The sequence below is a fragment of the Amycolatopsis sp. MtRt-6 genome (assembly GCF_017308975.1).
Taxonomy (GTDB): Bacteria; Actinomycetota; Actinomycetes; order Mycobacteriales; family Pseudonocardiaceae; genus Amycolatopsis.
Genome location: NZ_JADWPD010000033.1, coordinates 98,305 through 116,773 on the forward strand (window position 1 = coordinate 98,305; position 18,469 = coordinate 116,773).

The 18,469-nt window shown below is 73.2% G+C and carries 21 protein-coding genes; 13 read left to right on the top strand and 8 right to left on the bottom strand.

What is annotated here, in order from left to right; translation table 11 throughout:
• The first annotated feature begins 76 nt into the window (after positions 1-76).
• Positions 77-694, top strand: coding sequence for a TetR/AcrR family transcriptional regulator (locus tag I4Q55_RS39610; RefSeq protein ID WP_206795641.1), 618 nt, complete (start codon positions 77-79; stop codon positions 692-694).
• Here I4Q55_RS39610 and dapC read toward each other — a convergent pair.
• The 3 genes from dapC to I4Q55_RS39625 all read right to left on the bottom strand — a co-directional run bounded on the left by dapC (position 688) and on the right by I4Q55_RS39625 (position 2,403).
• A complete protein-coding gene (dapC, locus tag I4Q55_RS39615; protein ID WP_206795642.1) occupies positions 688-1,779 on the bottom strand; it encodes a succinyldiaminopimelate transaminase in 1,092 nt (363 codons plus the stop codon). The two genes, I4Q55_RS39610 and dapC, sit on opposite strands and share 7 nt — an antisense overlap.
• Positions 1,776-2,096: a ferredoxin gene (fdxA, locus tag I4Q55_RS39620; RefSeq protein ID WP_003083029.1), complete on the bottom strand. Its 321-nt coding sequence runs from the start codon at positions 2,094-2,096 to the stop codon at positions 1,776-1,778. The genes dapC and fdxA overlap by 4 nt, the downstream gene beginning before the upstream one ends.
• A gap of 124 nt (positions 2,097-2,220) precedes the next feature.
• Entirely contained in the window at positions 2,221-2,403 is a 183-nt protein-coding gene (locus tag I4Q55_RS39625) for a hypothetical protein (protein ID WP_206795643.1), read from the bottom strand.
• Positions 2,404-2,462: 59 nt separating this feature from the next.
• Here I4Q55_RS39625 and I4Q55_RS39630 point away from each other — a divergent pair, with 59 nt between their 5' ends.
• Genes I4Q55_RS39630 through I4Q55_RS39660 form a run of 7 tightly spaced genes read left to right on the top strand, consistent with a single transcriptional unit; the run spans position 2,463 to position 7,235 of the window.
• Positions 2,463-3,215: an N-acetyltransferase gene (locus I4Q55_RS39630; protein WP_206795644.1), complete on the top strand. Its 753-nt coding sequence runs from the start codon at positions 2,463-2,465 to the stop codon at positions 3,213-3,215.
• Positions 3,212-4,201, top strand: coding sequence for a 2-phospho-L-lactate transferase (gene cofD, locus I4Q55_RS39635; RefSeq protein WP_206795645.1), 990 nt, complete (start codon positions 3,212-3,214; stop codon positions 4,199-4,201). The genes I4Q55_RS39630 and cofD overlap by 4 nt, the downstream gene beginning before the upstream one ends.
• A complete protein-coding gene (locus I4Q55_RS39640) occupies positions 4,137-5,531 on the top strand; it encodes a coenzyme F420-0:L-glutamate ligase (protein WP_242547568.1) in 1,395 nt (464 codons plus the stop codon). Before cofD ends, I4Q55_RS39640 begins: the two co-directional genes overlap by 65 nt.
• Positions 5,528-6,073, top strand: a complete 546-nt coding sequence (locus I4Q55_RS39645; protein ID WP_206795647.1) for an NUDIX hydrolase — start codon at positions 5,528-5,530, stop codon at positions 6,071-6,073. The genes I4Q55_RS39640 and I4Q55_RS39645 overlap by 4 nt, the downstream gene beginning before the upstream one ends.
• Positions 6,074-6,100: 27 nt before the next feature.
• Complete coding sequence (locus tag I4Q55_RS39650; protein WP_206795648.1) at positions 6,101-6,598, top strand: hypothetical protein; 498 nt, start codon at positions 6,101-6,103, stop codon at positions 6,596-6,598.
• Entirely contained in the window at positions 6,595-6,960 is a 366-nt protein-coding gene (locus I4Q55_RS39655; RefSeq protein WP_206795650.1) for a GntR family transcriptional regulator, read from the top strand. The genes I4Q55_RS39650 and I4Q55_RS39655 overlap by 4 nt, the downstream gene beginning before the upstream one ends.
• Positions 6,957-7,235, top strand: a complete 279-nt coding sequence (locus tag I4Q55_RS39660) for a hypothetical protein (protein WP_206795652.1) — start codon at positions 6,957-6,959, stop codon at positions 7,233-7,235. The genes I4Q55_RS39655 and I4Q55_RS39660 overlap by 4 nt, the downstream gene beginning before the upstream one ends.
• Positions 7,236-7,387: 152 nt before the next feature.
• On the opposite strand, the gene I4Q55_RS39665 is transcribed toward I4Q55_RS39660, so the two are convergent.
• Positions 7,388-8,284: a DNA-3-methyladenine glycosylase gene (locus I4Q55_RS39665; protein WP_206795653.1), complete on the bottom strand. Its 897-nt coding sequence runs from the start codon at positions 8,282-8,284 to the stop codon at positions 7,388-7,390.
• Positions 8,285-8,288: 4 nt separating this feature from the next.
• Entirely contained in the window at positions 8,289-9,377 is a 1,089-nt protein-coding gene (locus I4Q55_RS39670) for a sugar phosphate nucleotidyltransferase (RefSeq protein WP_206795654.1), read from the bottom strand.
• A gap of 141 nt (positions 9,378-9,518) precedes the next feature.
• On the opposite strand from I4Q55_RS39670, the gene I4Q55_RS39675 reads away from it, so the two are divergent.
• On the top strand, positions 9,519-9,980 hold the full coding sequence (locus tag I4Q55_RS39675) for a hypothetical protein (RefSeq protein WP_206795655.1): 462 nt from the start codon (positions 9,519-9,521) through the stop codon (positions 9,978-9,980).
• Here I4Q55_RS39675 and I4Q55_RS39680 read toward each other — a convergent pair.
• The gene (locus tag I4Q55_RS39680; protein ID WP_206795656.1) at positions 9,977-10,834 is read right to left on the bottom strand and encodes a glycosyltransferase family 2 protein; all 858 of its coding nucleotides are present in this window, start codon (positions 10,832-10,834) and stop codon (positions 9,977-9,979) included. The genes I4Q55_RS39675 and I4Q55_RS39680 overlap by 4 nt on opposite strands.
• A gap of 268 nt (positions 10,835-11,102) precedes the next feature.
• Between I4Q55_RS39680 and I4Q55_RS39685 the strand changes: the two genes are divergently transcribed.
• Complete coding sequence (locus I4Q55_RS39685; RefSeq protein WP_206795657.1) at positions 11,103-11,420, top strand: hypothetical protein; 318 nt, start codon at positions 11,103-11,105, stop codon at positions 11,418-11,420.
• A 113-nt stretch (positions 11,421-11,533) separates the two neighbouring features.
• Here I4Q55_RS39685 and I4Q55_RS39690 read toward each other — a convergent pair whose 3' ends face one another.
• Positions 11,534-12,664 carry a glycosyltransferase family 1 protein gene (locus I4Q55_RS39690; RefSeq protein ID WP_206795715.1) on the bottom strand — a complete coding sequence of 377 codons (1,131 nt, stop codon included), beginning with the start codon at positions 12,662-12,664 and terminating at the stop codon, positions 11,534-11,536.
• An 83-nt stretch (positions 12,665-12,747) separates the two neighbouring features.
• Positions 12,748-13,824: a glycosyltransferase family 1 protein gene (locus I4Q55_RS39695; protein WP_206795658.1), complete on the bottom strand. Its 1,077-nt coding sequence runs from the start codon at positions 13,822-13,824 to the stop codon at positions 12,748-12,750.
• Positions 13,825-13,833: 9 nt separating this feature from the next.
• Here I4Q55_RS39695 and I4Q55_RS39700 point away from each other — a divergent pair, with 9 nt between their 5' ends.
• The 3 genes from I4Q55_RS39700 to I4Q55_RS39710 are packed head-to-tail and all read left to right on the top strand — an operon-like array spanning position 13,834 to position 18,397.
• Positions 13,834-14,766, top strand: coding sequence for a glycosyltransferase family 2 protein (locus tag I4Q55_RS39700; protein ID WP_206795659.1), 933 nt, complete (start codon positions 13,834-13,836; stop codon positions 14,764-14,766).
• Positions 14,767-14,799: 33 nt separating this feature from the next.
• The gene (locus I4Q55_RS39705; protein ID WP_206795661.1) at positions 14,800-17,319 is read left to right on the top strand and encodes a glycosyltransferase; all 2,520 of its coding nucleotides are present in this window, start codon (positions 14,800-14,802) and stop codon (positions 17,317-17,319) included.
• Positions 17,312-18,397 (top strand): glycosyltransferase family 1 protein, encoded by a 1,086-nt coding sequence (locus I4Q55_RS39710; protein WP_206795663.1) that lies wholly within the window; start codon positions 17,312-17,314, stop codon positions 18,395-18,397. Before I4Q55_RS39705 ends, I4Q55_RS39710 begins: the two co-directional genes overlap by 8 nt.
• The last annotated feature ends 72 nt before the right edge of the window (positions 18,398-18,469 follow it).

Sequence of the window (18,469 nt, forward strand, 5' to 3'; positions counted from 1 at the left end):
CCTCCCAGTGAATTGAGATTCAGTGAATCTGGATTCAGAATGGCGCTGCTAGCGTCCCCTGTCAAGGGAGGTGGCGATGACGGCGACGAGCCGCAAGGAGAAGGCCGCGGAGACCGAGGCCGCGCTCAAGGCCGCAGCCAAGCGCGTGTTCGCCCGGAAGGGCTACCTCAACACGAAGATCACCGACATCACCGCCGAGGCGGGCCGGGCCGCGGGGTCGTTCTACAACCACTTCGCGGGCAAGGAAGAGCTGCTAGAAGCGCTCATGGCCGACATCGCGGCGTCCGGCGACGAGAGCGCCGGCAGCGAGGACCACTTGGCCGACTTCAGCGATCCGGCGGCCGTGCGCTGGCACGTCAAGCAGTACTGGGACTTCTACCGCGACAACGCCGCCACCATGCTGGCCCTGCGCCAGGCGGCGATGGTCAGCGAGTCGTTCGCGCGGACGGTGGCGCGCTTCGGCGCGTCCCAGGCGGCCGACCTCGACGGCCACCTCGCGTACATCACGCGCGCCGGGATGCGGCTGCCGGCGGCCCCGGACCGCTGCGGCATGCTGATCTACCACCTGGTCGACGCCTTCGCGGCGACGTGGCTGCACGGCTCGGCCCCCGACGGCACCCCGCCGACCGACGAAGAAGCGATCGAAATGCTCACGCGGTTCGTCTACCGGGGCCTCACCGGCCGCGATTACTGAGTCAGCCGCTCCACAGCGGCGTCGACGCGCTCGTCCGTCGCGGTCAGCGCGACGCGGACGTGCTGGCCGCCCTTCGGGCCGTAGAACGTGCCGGGCGCGACCAGGATGCCGCGCTCGGCCAGCCACCGGACCGTCACCGCGGCGTCCTCGTCCCTGGTGGCCCAGAGGTAGAGCCCCGCTTCGGAGTGGTCGATACGGAAACCGTTGTCCAGCAACGCCTTCCGCAGGACGAGCCGGCGGCGGGCGTAGCGCTCGCGTTGCGCGCGCAGGGCTTCGTCGTCGGTCAGGGCGGCGACCATGGCCTCCTGGACCGGGCGCGGCACGATCATGCCCGCGTGCTTGCGGATCTCCAGCAGCTGCCGGATCAGGCGCGGGTCACCGGTCAGGAACCCGGCGCGGTAGCTGGCCAGGTTCGCCGACTTCGACAGCGAGTGCACCGCGATCAGGCCGTCGGTCCGGCCGTCGCAGACGTCCGGGTGCAGGATCGACAACGGGTCGGACTCCCAGCCGAGCGCCAGGTAGCACTCGTCGGAGACCACGACGACGTCACGCTCGCGCGCCCACTCGACGACCTTGCGCAGGTGCTCGACCGGCAGCACCTGGCCGGTCGGGTTGGACGGCGAGTTGATCCAGATCATCGCCGGCTTCTGCGGGCCGAGCGCGGTCAGGCCGTCGGACCGCAGGATCGACGCGCCGGCCAGCAGCACGCCGACCTCGTACGTCGGGTACGCCAGCTCCGGGATGACGACGACGTCGCCGGGGCCGAAGCCGAGCAGCCGCGGCAGCCAGGCCACGGCCTCCTTGGACCCGATCGTCGGCAGCACGGCGTCCGGCTCGACGCCGTCGACGCCGTGACGCCGCGAAAGCGCGCCGCGCGCGGCTTCCCGCAGGGCCGGGATGCCGTGGGTGGTCGGGTACCCGGGGATCTCCGAGACCGACGCGAGCGCGTCGCGGATGCCGGCCGGGACCGGGTCGACCGGGGTGCCGATGGAGAGGTCCACGACCCCGCCGGGATGCGCCTGCGCCGTGGCCTTGACCTCGGCCAGCGAATCCCAGGGGAAGTCGGGCAGCGCGATCCGGTTCATTCGCCCTGCGGGGGCAGCGCCTTGATGAAGGCCGGGTCGTGGGCCGTCTTGCCGACCTTGGACGCACCGCCGGGCGAGCCGAGCTCGTCGAAGAAGTCGACGTTCGCCTTCGTGTAGTCCGACCAGTTGTCCGGGACGTCGTCCTCGTAGTAGATCGCCTCGACCGGGCAGACCGGCTCGCAGGCGCCGCAGTCGACGCACTCGTCCGGGTGGATGTACAGCATCCGCTCGCCCTCGTAGATGCAGTCCACGGGGCACTCGTCGATACACGCCTTGTCGAGCACGTCGACGCAGGGCTCGGCGATCACGTAGGTCACTGCGCACTCCTGCTTATCTCTGCAAAGACAGTCTTTGCAAACAGCCAGTCGGTGCCGACATTACGCGGCGTCGGCACCCGTTCGGTTGGTGAGGCAAGCCTTAGCCATACCCCGGGTATGGCGCTCACCTCTCCCGGCGGCGCGGGGGCGGGGTGGCCCGGGCGTCACCGGTGATGACGAAGCGCGGCTTCGGCGCTTCGCCTGTGTCACTTTCGGGCTTCTTCTCCCCCACGGCTCGGTTGAACCCTTCGGCGATCTCGTCGACGAGCTTCTCGTTGTGCCGCTCGTCCTTGCGCTGGATACCCACGGTCACCTCCTGCGGAAATCCGCTCCCGCGACTTTCACCGTCTCCGTCACAATCTAGCGGTGAACGCCCGCGAGACGCTCGAAATCACGTGCAGCAAAGCATGGCAACCCCTGGTCGAGGATCCCCTGGGTGAGTGGCGCTTGCGCTGGGCCGACGGGTTCACCGGGCGCGCCAACAGCGCGCTCGCCGTCGGCGACGCCGGCCGCCCCCTCCCCCGGGCTCTGCGCGCGGTGTGTGATTTCGCCCACGATCGAGGGATCACCCCGATGGTGCAGGTCGTCCGCGACAGCCCGAACGAGCACGCCATCCGGGAATCCGGGTGGCTCCCGGCCGCCGGGCACGGCGCCGGACACGAGGTCGTGGTGCTGACCGCGCCGCTGCGCCCCGCGCCCGCCGTCCCGGGCGTCACGGTGGGCGACGAGCCCGCGCCCGGCTGGTGGGAGCTGGCGCTGCGCCCGGGCGAGGACTCGCCCGCCGCCCGGCAGGTGCTGGGCGGCGGGAAGATCGGCTACGGCGTCGCGACGGTCGGCGGCGGCCTCGCCGGGGTGGTCCGCGGTGCCCTGGTCGACGACTGGCTGCACATCGGCCGCCTCGAGGTCGCCCCGGCCTTCCGCCGCCGCGGGCTGGCGTCGGCGCTGACGAACGCGGTGCAGACGTGGGGGCTGGAACACGGGGCGGACCACGCGGTGTTGCAGGTCGCGGAGGGGAATTCGGGCGCGCTCGCGCTCTACGCGGGGCTCGGCTACGCCCCGCACCACAGATACCGGTACTGGGTGCCCGCACCCGGCTCGTGCGAGGATTCGACGTCGTGAAGATCGTGGTAGTGGTCGGCGGAGTGGGCGGGGCCCGCTTCCTGCTGGGTGTCAAGGCGGCTCTGGGCATGGCACCGGAAGGTGCGTCCGAGTCCGAGCACGAGGTGACGGCGCTGGTCAACACCGGCGACGACGTCTGGATGCACGGGCTGCGGATCTGTCCCGACCTGGACACCTGCATGTACACCCTGGGCGGCGGGATCGACTCCGAACGCGGCTGGGGGCACTCGGGCGAGACCTGGGTCGTCAAGGAGGAGCTGGCCGCCTACGGCGCCGAGCCGACCTGGTTCGGTCTCGGCGACAAGGACATCGCCACCCACCTGATCCGGTCGCGGATGCTGCGCGCGGGCTACCCGCTCTCGGCGGTCACCGAGGCCCTGTGCGACCGCTGGCAGCCCGGCGTCCGGCTGCTGCCGATGTCCGACGACCGCGTCGAGACGCACGTCGTGATCGACGACCCGGAGCAGGACGGGCAGCAGAAGGCCGTGCACTTCCAGGAGTGGTGGGTGCGCTACCGCGCCGAGCCGAAGGCGCACTCGATCGTCGCGGTCGGCAACGACGAGGCCAAGCCCGCGCCGGGCGTCCTGGAGGCGCTGAAGGAGGCCGACGCGGTGCTGTTCGCGCCGTCGAACCCGGTCGTGTCGGTGGGCACCGTGCTGGGCGTGCCGGGGGTGCGGGACGCGCTGCGCAAGACGCCGGCCGGCGTGGTCGGGGTGTCGCCGATCATCGGCGGCAAGGCGCTGCGCGGGATGGCCGACGCGTGCCTGACCGCGATCGGCGTCGAGACGTCGGCCGAGGCCGTCGGCCGGCACTACGGCTCGCGCCAGGACGGCGGTGTCATCGACGGCTGGCTGATCGCCGAGGGCGAGACGGCCGACGTGCCGGGCGTGACCGTGCGCGACGTCCCGCTGCTGATGTCCGATGTGGACGCGACCGCGGCGATGGCCCGCGCCGCCCTCGAACTGGCTGGAGCCCCTGTTGAGTGACCACGCTTCCCCCAAGCTGGAGATCCTGCCCGTCACCGGGCTGCCGGAGTTCCGGCCGGGCGACGACCTGACCGGCGCGATCGCCGCCGCCGCGCCGTGGCTGCGCTCCGGCGACGTCCTGGTCGTGACCAGCAAGATCGTCTCGAAGGCCGAAGGCATGCTCGTGCGCGTGCCGTCGGACCCGGAAGCCCGGGACGCCGAACGCCGGAAGCTCGTCGAGCAGGAGGCCGTGCGGATCGTCGCGCGGATCGCGCGCACGGTGATCACCCAGAACCGGCTGGGGATCGTGCAGGCGGCGTCCGGGATCGACGCGTCCAATGTGGCCGGTGACGAGGTCGCGCTGCTGCCTTCCGACCCGGACGCCTCGGCGCTGGCGCTGCGCAACGGGCTGCGGGAGCGGCTCGGCGTCGAGGTCGCCGTCGTCGTCACCGACACCATGGGCCGCGCCTGGCGGGTCGGGCAGACCGACGCCGCGATCGGCGCGTCCGGGCTGCGCGTGCTGCACGCCTACCGCGGGCAGGTCGACGGGCAGGGCAACGAGCTGGCCGTCACCGAGGTCGCCGTCGCCGACGAGCTCGCCGCGGCCGCCGACCTGGTCAAGGGCAAGCTGGGCGGGACGCCGGTCGCGGTCGTGCGCGGGCTCGACATCTTCGACGACGGCTCGACCGCGCGCGATCTGATCCGCCCGCTGGAGGAGGACCTCTTCCGGCTGGGCGCCAACGAAGCCGTCGCGCAGGGCCGGCGCGAGGCCGTCCCGGCCCGCCGGTCGGTGCGGCAGTTCGCGGACGAGCCGGTCTCCCCCACGTCGATCCGGCGGGCGGTGGGTTCGGCGCTGACCGCGCCCGCGCCGCACCACACGCACCCGGTCCGGTTCGTCTGGCTGCGCGACTCCGGCGTCCGGAAGAAGCTGCTGGACGCCATGCGCGAGTCGTGGCAGGCCGACCTCGAGTCCGACGGTTTTACGCCGGAGCAGATCGCGAAGCGGCTCAGCCGGGGCGACATCCTGTACCGGGCCCCGGAAGTCGTCATCCCGTTCCTGGTGCCGGACGGCGCGCACACCTACCGCGACGACCGCCGCAACGACTGCGAGAAGACGATGTTCACCGTGGCCGGCGGCGCCGCGGTGCAGGGCCTGCTGGTCGCGCTGGCGGCCGAGGGCCTGGGGTCGTGCTGGATCGGGTCGACGATCTTCGCCGCGGACGTCGTCCGCGACGTCCTCGGCCTCGACGAGCGCTGGCAGCCGCTCGGCTCGGTCGCCATCGGCGTCCCGCTCACCGAGCCGGCCCCGCGGGCGCCGGCCCTGGCCGGGGAAGGACTGCTGGAGCTGTGAGCCTGCACGCGGACGCCGTCGCGACGCTGTCGGCGTGGCAGCCCGCTCATGCCGCCCAGGAATCACTGCGGCAGGCGTTCCTCGGCTTCCTGGCCGCGCGCGACGATTCGTGTCAGCGCTCCTGCGAAGCCGGGCACCTGACGGCGTCGGCGGTGGTCCTGGACCACACGGGCACGCGGGTCCTGCTGACACTGCACCCGCGGGTCGGCCGCTGGCTGCAGCTCGGCGGCCACTGCGAGCCGTCGGACACGTCACTGGCCGGGGCGGCGCTGCGGGAGGCGACGGAGGAGTCGGGGATGTCCGGCCTGCGGCTGTCCCCGGAGCCGGTGCACCTGGACGTCCACCCGATCACGTGCTCGCTCGGGGTGCCGACCCGCCACTTCGACGTCCGGTTCGCGGTGCACGCCCCGCCGGGTGCTTCGCCGGTGCGCAGCGAAGAGTCCGACGACCTGCGGTGGTGGCCGGCGGACGCGCTGCCGGCGGGGTCGGAAGATCTCGCCGATCTGGTGAAAGCGGCCGTTCCTGTCGGTGCCGGGCGATAACCTGGTCCGCGGACAGGGAGGGACCACATGGCTACACAGTTCCCGGAGCGGGTGCACTACCACTCCGGCGGCGGTGGCGACACCGGCGTGTTCGGGTACATCGTGCTCGGGCTGATTGTCTTGGGCATCATCGTGTTCGTCATCGCGGTGATCGTCCGGGTGTCGAAGATGCGCCGCGAAGAGGCGATGAAGCAGAGCGGGCAGTTCCCGCCGAACCCGGGTTTCCCGCCGCAGCAAGGTTTTGCGGCGCCTTCGCAGGGGTTCGCGCCGGTCGGTGCTCCGCCTTCGCAGGGGTTCGCGCCGGTCGGTGCTCCGCCGTCGTCGCAGGGCTTTGCGCAGCCGGGGTTCGCGCCCGCGGGTCCGCCGTCGCAGGGCTATGCGCAGCCGGGATACCCGCCGGCGCCGCAGCCAGGGTTCCCGCAGCAACCGGGGTACCCGCCGGCGCCACAGCAGTACGCGCCGCAGGGGCCGTCGTTCCCGCAGCAGCCGTTGCCGGGGCCGGGAGCGGGTCCGCAGAGCTGGTGATCGTCCCCTTCGACAGCGGTTCGCCGGTCCCGCCGTACGAGCAGGTCCGGAGCGGGCTCGCAACGCGGATCAACGACCGGAGCCTGGCCGTGGGCACGAAGCTGCCCACGGTCCGCCGGCTGGCGGCCGACCTCGGCATCGCCCCGAACACGGTGGCGAGGGCGTACCGCGAGCTGGAGGAAGCGGGCCTGATCGAGACACGCGGCCGCGCGGGCAGCTTCGTCGCGGCCGCCGGCGACCAGAACCGCCGCCGAGCCCAGCAGGCCGCGGCGGAGTACGCGAAGACGACCCGTAAGCTCGGCCTCGAAGACGCGGAAGCGCTGTCGATCGTCCGCGCCGCACTCGACGAGGGGACTGGGTGATGATCGGGGTCTCGGTCCTGATGCTGTTGATCCTGGTGGTGGCCGTGTCGGTGATCGCCCTGGTCGTGGTGCTGGTCATCAAGGCGGGCAAGCCGAAGCAGCCGCCGCAGTATCCGGGCTACCAGCAGCCGGGATACCCGCCACAGCAAGGCTTTCCGGGCCAGCAGCCGCCGGGATACCCGGGGCAGCAGGGTTATGGCGGGCCGCAGCAGGGCTATCCGGGGCAGCAGCCGCCGTACCCGCCCCCGCCGGGCGGTTACCCTCCGCAGCAGTAGCTCGCCGCCGGCCGCCGGTGCTCACGATGCCCGCAGCCGCCTAGCCAGCCCGCAACCCGCCCAGCCGGGCCCTCCCGCAACCGCCCAAGCCAGCCCGCGGCCGCCCAGCCGGCCCCGCCCGCAACCACCCAGCCGGCCCGCAACCGCCGCCGCTACATCGCGCGGTAGTCGCGCAGCTCGATGCGCGGCCCGAACCGCGGCCTCGTGTGCCCCGCGGCCTCCAGGTACCGCACCGCCCGCTGCCGCTGCGGTGCGTACGGTGCCAGCACCTCGGCCATCCCCGCGTCGTCGAGTTTCGTCCCCAGCACCGCGTTCCCCACCATCGACGGGATGTTGTAGTCCCCGAAACTCACCGCGTCCGGGTCGCCCCAGGCGCGCTGGGCGATCTCCGCCGCCGTCCAGACCCCGATGCCCGGGACCTGGCGCAGCCAGTGCCGTCCCTCGAGCCCGCGCAGCTCCACCGCCCGCTCCAGGTGCCCCGCCACGCGCGCCGCGTTCAGCAGGGCCGTCCGGCGCTTGATGTCCACTCCCGCGCGGTGCCAGTGCCAGTCCGGCAGCGCCAGCAGCGCCGCCGGCGACGGTGGGACGCGCAGCCGCTCCGGGCCCGGCCCCGGCGCGCGCGTGCCGAACCGGCGGCACAGCTCCGCCCACGACCGGATCGCCTCCTTGCCCGCCACCTTCTGCTCCAGCACGGCGAGCACCAGCCAGTCCCACACCACCCCGGTCGCCCCGAGCCGCAGCCCCGGGTTCGCCCGCCGGGCCCGCGCGACGACGTCGTGGTGCGCGACGAACCCGGAATCGTCGTCGTCCGCCCCCAGCAACGCGGGCACTCCGCTCAGGAGCCGGTCCTTCGCGGCACCCCAGGCCGCGGCCTCGATCCGGCCGTCGGACAACCGGCGCAGCGCCAGCGTGCCGGGGCCGTCGGGCGTGTTCGACGCCAGCCAGGTGATGCCGCGCTCGTCGGTGAGGATGTTGAGCGACCCGCGGCCGCGCTTCAGCGGACCCAGGACCCGGCCCAGGTCGACTTCGAACGCGGGACGCCAGAACACCGGGCTACGCGTCGCTCGAGAAGCGGACGGAACCGTCGGGCAGGACGACGTCCGGCCAGACGCGGGCGCCGTCCAGGAGCTCGCAGCCGGCCCCGACGGACACGCCGTCGCCCAGCACCACGCCGCGCAGCACCGCGCCGGCCCCCACCCGGGCGCCGTGGCCGAGCACCGAGCGCTCGACGATCGCGCCCTCGGAGACGGCCGCGCCGTCGAACAGGACCGAGCCGTCGATCTTCGCGCGCGAGCCCACCACCGCGGCGACGCCGATGGTCGAACCGCCGCTGAGCTGGGCGTCCTCGGCGACCGACGCGCCGTCGAGCACCAGGAAGTCGCCGGGACGGCCGGGCAGCGCCGACGTCGGTGCCAAGCCGCGCACCAGGTCGGCCGAGCCGCGCACGAACGCCTCCGGCGTGCCGACGTCCAGCCAGTAGGAGCTGTCGACGAACCCCTGGATGTGCGCGCCCTGCTCCAGCAGCTGCGGGAACGTCTCGCGCTCGACCGACACCCGCCGTCCCGCCGGGATGGCCTCGATCACCGAACGGCGGAAGACGTAGCAGCCGGCGTTGATCTGGTCGGTCGGCGGGTTCGGCGACTTTTCGAGGAACGCCTGGACGCGGCCGGTTTCGTCGGTCGGCACCGACCCGAACCGGCTCGGGTCCGGGACGCGCTGCAGGTGCAGTGTGACGTCGGCCTCGGACTCGCGGTGCACCCGCAGCTGCTCGCCGAGATCCGAGCCGGAGATGATGTCGCCGTTGAAGACGATCACCTGCTCGGCGCGCAGTTTGTCGTAGACGTTCCGGATGGCGCCCGCGGTGTCGAGCGGCTCTTCCTCGACGACGTACTCCAGCTCCAGGCCGATGGACTTGCCGTCGCCGAAGTACTCCTCGAACACCTCCGCCCGGTAGCTCGTGCCCAGCACGACGTGCCGGATGCCGGCCTCGCGGATGCGGGAGAACAGGTGACTCAGGTACGGCGTCCCGGCTGTCGGGAGCATCGGCTTCGGCGCCGACAGCGTCAATGGCCGGAGGCGCGTGCCCTTGCCCCCGACCAGCACGACGGCGTCGACAGCGTCGATCTGGACCTCGGACGTCACGGAAATCTCCTCTTGTATCACGCACCGCTGAGCGACAAGCCGCGGGAAACCCTGACGGAGGTCGCCCGGAGGGCCTACCCTAGACAGGAAACAGGCGGGCCTTTCCCCAGAGGGCCCCGGGTCAGTCGGGAGGCCGAGGGGATGGACCCCCGCGATCGGGCGGACGCCCTGCTCGCACGAGCCCAGGCGCGCGGTGTGTTCGTCGTGACACCCGACAGCGCGACGTCACCGATGGACTCGGCGAACACCCAGCAGATCCCGCGCGCGCAGATCGACGGGCTCGACCGCAGCCGCGACCCCGACACGACGACGCAGCTGCCGGCGTCGCTGATCGAGGAGAACGACCACCCGCTGGCCGGCTCGGCGCCGACCCGGCGGATGGAGGTCCAGGGCGGCGGCCGCCGTCCGCAGCAGACCACGCCGCTGAGCACGCCGTCGCCGGCTCCGACCACGCCGATGCCCACGCCGCTGTCGCGCCGGCCCCAGGCCGAGCAGATCACGAGCCCCCTGAAGGAGCCGGACCCGGAGGACACCGGCCTGGTGCCGACGGTGACGCAGAACATCGGCAAGTCCGACCTTTCGCGCCGGCTCGACGGGATCTAGCGGGTTTCCAGCTTCAGCCGCAGCGCGAGGCCGAGCTTCACGGCGGCCAGCACCGGCTTCCAGACGAGCCCCTGGTGGCGGTCGGCGAGGTAGCGGTAGGCGCTGGCGTGGTGGGCGGCGAGCATCTTCTTCGACGCCTGCGACGTCGAGTGCCCGCCGAGGTGCATGACGCCGGCGGAGGGCACGTAGACGTTCAGCCAGCCGGCCTTGCCGAGCCGGTCGCCGAGGTCGACGTCCTCGAAGTACATGAAGTACCGCGAGTCGAAGCCCCCGATCGATTCGAAGGCTTCCCGGCGCAGCAGCAGGCACGAGCCGGACAGCCACTCGGCGACGCGCTCGACGGGCGTGCCGGTCTCCTGCCGGTACTGCCGGGTCCACGGGTTGCCGGGCCAGACCTTCCCGAGGGCGGCGTGGCCGATCCCGCGGCCGAAGGAGGGCAGCAGCCGGGCGGAGGGGTAGACGGTCCCGTCGAGCTCGTGGATCAGCGGCCCGAAGGCACCCCCACGCGGCCACCGCTTCGCGGCGGCCAGCAGCGCGTCGAGCGAGCCGGGCTCCCATTCGAGGTCGGGGTTGGCGATGACGATCCAGCCGTAGCGGTCGTCGAGCTCGGCGACACCGCGGTTGCAGCCGGTCCCGTAACCGACGTTCTCGCCGATGTCGAGCAGGTGCACGTTGGCGCGCTTCGCGGCCTTCTCGGGCGCACCGTCGGTGGAGACGGTGTCGGCCACGACCACCTGGACCTCGCGCTCGGTGGCCTTCTCGAGGGTGTCGAGAAAGCGCTCGAGGGTGTCGCCGGAGAAGTAGGTCACGGTCACGACGCCGAGTTCGTCGCCGTAGCGGGAGTCCTCAGTCACCCGGCCATTGTCCACTCGTCACCCAGCGCAACCCCGCCACCCCGCGGCCGGTGACGGAAGGGCCGACACGCGTGATCAGGAAGCCGACACGCGTGATCAGAAGGTCGACACGCCGAGCAAGCCCGGCCGTGGCCGTGTCGACCCGCCAATCACGCGTGTCGACTCTTCAATCACGCGTGTCGACCCTCGGATCACGGCCCTCAGCGGGTACGGAGGTGGCGGGACCAGGCCTTGGCGTAGGCCTCCCGGTGCCGTTCCGCGGCCCAAGATGAACCGGCTCTGCACGCCCAAGGCTGAGGAAGCCGCCCGCCAACGCTGTCTGACGTTGCTTGTGGAGCACCTGCTCGGGCTTCGGGCTCACCGCCTGGTCCTCGATTCACGCGATCACCGCGATGTGCACGATCGCCAGACCCTGCAGCGAGCGCTGGGCTCCCGGCCGTCGAAAACCGAACTCACCTACGAGCACGTCGACTCGACCGCCGAACCTCTGCTGTGGATATCGGACGCGGTGGCCTGGTATTCCGGCGCGGGCGGCGACTGGCGACGGCGTGCCGACCCGGTGATCGCGGAGTGCTTCGAGGTCTGAAGACAGCGAAAAGCCCGCGAGACGACCGTCCGGACGCGTCACGGGCTTTCATACTCGGCCCCACCGGGGCCTCGCACCATCAGTTTACCACCGCCGCTCACGGCCCGTACCGGTCAGCGGGTGCGGAGGTGGCGGGACCAGGCCTTGGCGTAGGCCTCCCGGTGCCGTTCCGCGGTCGTGGCCCACGAGAACTCCTTCGCGCGCTGCTGTGCCGCCGTCGCCAGCTCGGCCCGGCGACCCGGGTCCGCCAGCAGCTCCGAAATCGCCGCCGCGACGTCTCCCGCGCCCACGCCGCAGTACGCCACCGCGTCGCCGCCCACCTCCGGCAGCGACAACCGGCGCGTGGTCAGCACGCACGCCCCGCACGCCATCGCCTCCAGCACCGGCAGGCCGAACCCCTCCCCCAACGACGGGTACGCGACCAGCGAAGCACCACCGAGGAACCCCGCCAGCGTGCCGAACGGCAGGTACCCCGCCCGGATCACGCGCAGCCGGTGCGGGACCGCGTCCAGCGCGCGCTCCACCTGCGTGTCCCAGCCCGGCTGGCCTGCCAGCACCAGCGCCGGCGCGTCCGGACGGCCGGCGACCGCCCGCGCGAACCCGCGGATCAGCGCCGGCACGTTCTTGCGCGGCTCCAGCGCCCCCAAAAAGGCCACGTACGGGGTCCGGCCCAGGCCGATGGCCGCACGGGCCGCCTCGACCTCCGCCGGGGACGGGGGGTGGAAGCGCTCGCTGTCGACGCCGTGGTGAATCACTTCCAGCATCGCGTGCCGGACCGGGCCGACGCGGGCCAGCTCCGTGGCCGTCGCCGCCGAGGGCACCACGCAGAGCGTCGCCCGGCGCAACGCCGTCGCCGTCCACGCGCGGAAGAACCGGGCTTTCACCGACGAGTGCAGCACCGCGTCGGTGAAGAACGTCGCGTCGTGCAGCGTGACCACCGAGGCCGCCGACGTCGCCAGCGGCATCGTGTAGTGCGGTGAGTGGACGACGTCCGCGCCGAGGCGGCGCGCCAGCCGCGGCAGGGTCGCCTGTTCCCAGGTCAGGCGGGCCGTGCGGGTGGTCGTCGCCGGCGAGGCGGGCACGACGCGCGAACGCGGCGCCAGGCGGTCGTAAAGCTGCAGGTCGCGGGGCTGGCACACCACGGTGAGGCGGGCCCCGTCCGCGTCGAGGGCGGCGACGAGCGAATCCACGTACCGGCCGACCCCGCCGCGGTCCGCGGGAACCGCGGTCGCGTCGATCAGCACCCGGGGATCATCGCTCACCCGTGCAGCGTACGGCGGCACCCCGGCGCGGTGGTGGGGAACTGGCAAACCGGGCAGGTGGGAGCTCAGTCGTGCGCGCGGCGGTGGATCGCCCAGACGGCCTCCGCCGCGCGGCGCCACGTGAAGGTCCGGGCCCGCTCCCGCCCCGCCCGGGTCAGCTCCGCCGCCTTGGACGGCGAACCGAGCACTTCCCGCAGCGCGGCAGCCAGCGCCGCGGCGTCCCCGCGGGGCACCATCAGCCCGGCGCCGCCCGCCACCTCGGCCAGCGCCGGGACGTCGGTGTGCACCACCGGGATCCCGGCCGCCAGTGCCTCCAGCAGGCCCAGCCCGAACCCCTCGGCGAGGCTCGGCACGGCCAGCACGCTCGCCCGGCGCAACGCGGTCGCCAGCTCGGCGTCCGTCACCTTCCCCAGCACCCGCAGCCGGTCGGCGGGCAGGCCGCGCTCGGCCGCCAGCGCCACCGGGTCGATGCCGCCCCAGCCCGGCTGCCCGGCCAGCACGAGTGCCGTCCCGTCCAGCGCCGCGACCGCGTCGACCAGCACGTCGATGCCCTTGCGCGGCTCGATCGTGCCGACGGCGAGCACGTACTGCTCCGGCAGGTCCAGCTCGGCCGACCCCGACGGCACCCGCGCGCCGTGCGGCACCACGCGGACCGGGACGTCGACGTCGATGAGCACCGCCAGCTCGTCGGCGACCGCCCGTGTCGGCACGACCAGCCCGGACGCCCGCCGCGCCGCCCGCGCGATCATCGACCGGTGCCAGCTGACGCCGCGCGCGGTGAGCGTCTCGGGGTGCGTCCACGGCACGGTGTCGTGCACGGTCACACTCAGCGTCTTCCCGGCCGGGGCGCGCGGCGGCGCGAACGGCGTCGGCGCGTGCACCGCGTCGCCGCCCGGCCACCAGCGCAGGCCCAGCTGCCACGCGGCGACCAGCGCCCGCGGCGGGATCCGCAGCACCCGGGGGCCCTCGACACCGTCCAATCGAGCCGCGTCGACATCGGCGTGCCGCGCGACCACGCTGGACACCGTCCAGCCCGGCGGCGCGGACTTCGCGAGCGCGGGCAGCAGCTCGGCCGTGTAGCGCCCGGTGCCACCGGGCACGGGCGCGAGGAGCTGCTCGGCGAGCACGACCAGTTCGGGCACGCGGCTATTGTGCGGGACGTGACCGCGAATCCCGCCACCACGGTGGTAGTCGTGACCTGGCGGGGTGCCGGGCACATCACGGCCTGCCTCGACGCGCTGGCCGCGCAGACGCGTCCACATCGGACACTCGTGGTCGACAACGCGTCCGCCGACGGCACCGCCGCCCTGCTCGCGGCCCACCCTTCGCACCCGCAAGTAATCCGGCTGCCGCGCAACACCGGCTACGCGGGCGCGCTCGCCGTCGCCCTCGAACAGGTCCGGAGCCCGCTCATGGCGTGGCTGAACGACGACGCCGAACCGGCGCCGGACTGGCTCGCGACGCTGGAGGACACCCTCGACAAGGCGCCGCTGGCGGCCGCGGCGACGTCCCGGCTCGTGCGCCCGGACGGCACCACGCAGTCGGCCGGCGTGCGCCTGACCGCCGACGGCCACGGCGCCGACGTCACCGAGCCCACCGGCGAGGTGTTCGGCTTCTGCGGCGGCGCCGCGCTGCTGCGCACCGACGCCCTGCGCGGTGTCCACGGTGTCCCGGCGGATTTCTTCTGTTATTACGAGGACACCGACACGGCGTGGCGGCTGCGGCTGGCCGGGTGGGACGTCGTCGCGGCGCCGGACGCCCGCGTCCGGCACGCCCACGGCGTCAGCAGCGAACTGGGCTCGCCCCGGTTCCACCGCTGGAACGAGCGCAACCGGCTGCTCATGCTGCTGCGCTGCGCGCCCCGGGAAGCCGCGGTGAACCAGCTCGTCCGCTTTGCCGTGTTGACGGCGGTGCTGCCGCTGCGCGGGCGGCCGGCGGCGCCGAACTTCCGGTTCGGCCTGCGTTGCCGGGTACTGGCCGAAGTGGTCCTGCGGCTACCAGCGACGTTGCGGACACGCCGCAGGATCGCCCGCCACGCGGCGCTCGGCCGAGGCGCGGTCTGGGAGGCATGGGCAGGCCTTTAAGCTTGCGCCAGGATCGACGACGAGGAGCTGGCTTTGGCGCAGGGGGATCCGCAACCGCTCGTCTCGGTGATCGTGGTGAACTACCACGGCGCCGACGACACGATCACCTGCCTGCGCGCGCTCGCCGAGCACGACTACCCCGAGCTCGAGCTGATCTGCGTCGACAACTCCGCCGACGCCGCCGAGGCCGCCCGCATCCGCGACGCCGTCCCGCGGGCCCAGGTCGTCGAGGCCGGCCGCAACACCGGCTTCGCGGGCGGCTGCAACCTCGGCGCGAAGCACGCGAAGGGCACTGTCCTCGGCTTCCTCAACAACGACGCCCGCCCGGCGCCCGGCTGGGTCTGGGCCGCCGTCGCGGAGCTGCGCGCCCAGCCCGCCGTCGCCGCGGTGGCCAGCAAGGTCCTCGACTGGGACGGCACCGGCACCGACTTCGTCGACGGCGGCCTCACCTGGTTCGGCATGGGCTACAAGCGCCACGCCGGCTCGCCGCTGGCCGATGTCCCGGCCGCCGAGCACGAGGTCGCGAAGGACGTCCTGTTCGGCACCGGCTCGGCCCTGTTCGTCCGGGCGGGCGTGTTCGCCGAGCTGGGCGGCTTCGACGAGCGGTTCTTCATGTTCTACGAGGACGTCGACCTCGGCTGGCGGCTCAACCTGCGCGGGTGGCGCGTCCGGTACGTCCCGGAGTCGCTCACCTACCACCGCCACCACGCCACGATGGCGTCGGTCGACGCGCCGGAAACCGGCCGCGAGACGTTCCTGCTGGAGCGCAACGCCCTGGCCGCGCTCTACAAGAACCTCTCCGACGAGACACTCGCCCGCGCGCTGCCCGCGGCGCTCGCCCTGGCCGTGCGCCGGGCCACCGCCCGCGGCGAACTGGACGCCACCCAGCTCGACCTCGAACGCGGCGGTGCTCCTTCAGGCCCGATCGAGTCCGGCGACGTCGCCGTCCCGCGCACCACGCTCGCCGGGCTGCTCGCCATCGACCAGTTCGTCGAGCAGCTGCCCGCGCTGGCCGAGTCGCGGGCGGTCGAGCAGGCCGCCCGCGTCCGCACCGACGCCGACCTGCTCCCGTTGCTGCGCAAGGCCCTCGAACCCGCCTACCCGCTGCCGCGCTACCTGGCCGCGCACGACATCCTCGTCGAGGCGTTCGGCATCGAGCAGGCCTTCGGACAGCGCCGGAAGATCCTGGTGCTCACCGGCGACGCGCTCACCGAGCGGATGGCCGGCCCGGCGATCCGCGCCTGGAACATCGCGCTGGCGCTCGCCGCCGAGCACGACGTCCACCTCATCACCACCAACCCCCTGGCCACGCCGCCGCCCGCGCCGTTCCGGGTCAGCGCGGGCAAGTTCCGCGAGCTGGACGCGCCGATCGCCTGGGCCGACGTCGTCGTCCTGCAGGGACACGTGCTGGAACTGGCGCCGTCGCTGAAGAAGCAGCACAGCGGCAAGATCGTCGTCGCCGACCTGTACGACCCGATGCACCTCGAGCTGCTGGAGCAGGGCAAGGGCGTCGCCGACGACCAGCGCGCGGCCGACCTCGCCGGCGTCACCCGCGTCCTCGACGCCCAGCTCGAACGCGGCGACTTCTTCCTCTGCGCGTCCGAGCGGCAGCGGCACTTCTGGCTCGGTCACCTCGCCGCGATGGGCCGGCTTTCGCCGCGCCTCTACGACGCCGACCCGACAACGCAGTCGCTGCTCGCGGTCGTCCCGTTCGGCCTGCCGGCGGCGGCGCCGGTGCGCACCGGGCCGGGCCTGCGCTCGTCGCTGGGCATCGGCGGCACCGACCACGTCGTGCTGTGGGCGGGCGGGGTGTACAGCTGGTTCGACCCGCTGACGCTGGTCCGCGCGATCGACAGGCTGCGGCGCCGCCGCGGCGACGTCCGGCTGGTGTTCCTCGGCATGAAGCACCCGAACCCCGAGGTCGCCGAGATGGACATCGGCACGCAGACCATCCGGCTGGCGGACGCGCTGGGCCTGACCGGCAAGCACGTGTACTTCAACGAGCAGTGGGTGCCCTACCACGAGCGCCAGAACTGGCTGCTCGACGCGAACTGCGGCGTGACCACGCACTACGAGCACGTCGAGACGACGTTCGCGTTCCGCACCCGCGTCCTCGACTACCTGTGGGCGGGCCTGCCGATCGTCACCACCGACGGCGACTCCTTCGCCGACCTGGTCCGGGCGGAGCGGCTGGGCGTGGTCGTCCCGGCCGAGGACGACGCGGCGTTGGCCGACGCACTCGAAAAGGCGTTGTACGACGAGGAGTTCGCCGCGGGCTGCGTCGAGCGGCTCGCGGTCGTCGCGCAGCGGTTCGCGTGGCCCGAGGCGCTGAAGCCGCTGGTGGAGTTCTGCCGCGACCCGCGCCCGGCGGCCGACCGGCTGCCCGGCTCCGCCGACCTGGTGCAGACGCCGCCGACCCGCGGCCGCGCGATGCTGCGGCGCGACCTGGACCTGATCCGCGAGTACCTCGACGCCGGCGGGCCGGCCGAGCTGGCGCGGCGCGTGGGTGGTCGCGCGCTGAAGGTCGCGAAGCAACGGCTCCGCCGTGGCTAGGTCACTGAGCGTTCTCCTCGACGGCACGCCGCTGCTCGGCGCACGCACCGGAATCGGCCGCTACACGGCAGCGCTGAGCGAAGAGCTGGTGTCGATCCCGGAGGTCGACACGCGCGCGGTGGCGTTCACGCTGCGCGGCTGGCGACGGCTGCGGCACGTGCTCCCGTACGGCGCGCGGGCCCGCGGGATGCCGGTGGCGGCGCGGCTGCTGCGGGCGGCGTGGCTGCGGTCGGACTTCCCGCCGGTGGAGCTGTTCGCGGGTCCGACGGACGTGGTGCACGGCACGAACTTCGTGCTGCCGGGCCGGTTCCGCGCGGCGGGCGTGGTGACGATCCACGACCTGGCCTTTTTGGACAATCCCGCGGAGCTGGCCCCGAGCGACCGCGACCTGCCGGAGCTCGTCCGCCGCGGCGCCCGCAGGGCCAACGTCATCTGCACCCCGACGTCGGCGGTGGCGGACGCGGTGGCGGAGCGCCTGGACGTCTCGCGCGAGAAGATCGTGGTGACACCGCTGGGCGTGAACCCGGCATGGTTCACGGCGCGTCCCCCGGACGACGAGCGCCGCGCCCGGCTGGGCCTGCCGGCCCGGTATCTGCTGTTCGCCGGGGCGGCGGGCCCGCGCAAGGGCCTGGACTGGCTGACGCGTGCCCACGACGCGGCACCCGACCTGCCGGACCTGGTGTTCGCCGGCCCGGGCCCGTTCCCCCGCGGTTCGCGGAGGTTCCAGACCGGCTATCTGTCCGATGTGGACCTGCGGACGGTGGTGGCGGGCGCGTCGGCGCTGGTGCTGCCGTCGCGCGACGAGGGCTTCGGCCTCCCGGTGCTGGAGGCGATGGCCTCGGACGTCCCGGTGGTCTGCACGGACATCCCGGCCTTGCGCGAGGTGGCGGGCGAGTGCGCGAGCCTGGTCCCGTACGGCGACGTGGACGGCCTGGCAGAGGCCCTGCGCACAGCGGTGACGGACCCGCACGCGGTGGCAACATCGGCGTCGAGACGAGCCCACGCGGCGAACTTCACGTGGCGCACGTGCGCGGAGCTGACGGTCGGCGCGTACCGGCTTGCCTCAGGGCGTCACTGAGCCCGGTCCCAAACGCCCCAATGTGGCGTTGGTTGCGTTGGACGCACCCAATGTGGCGTTGGGGGGGGGGGG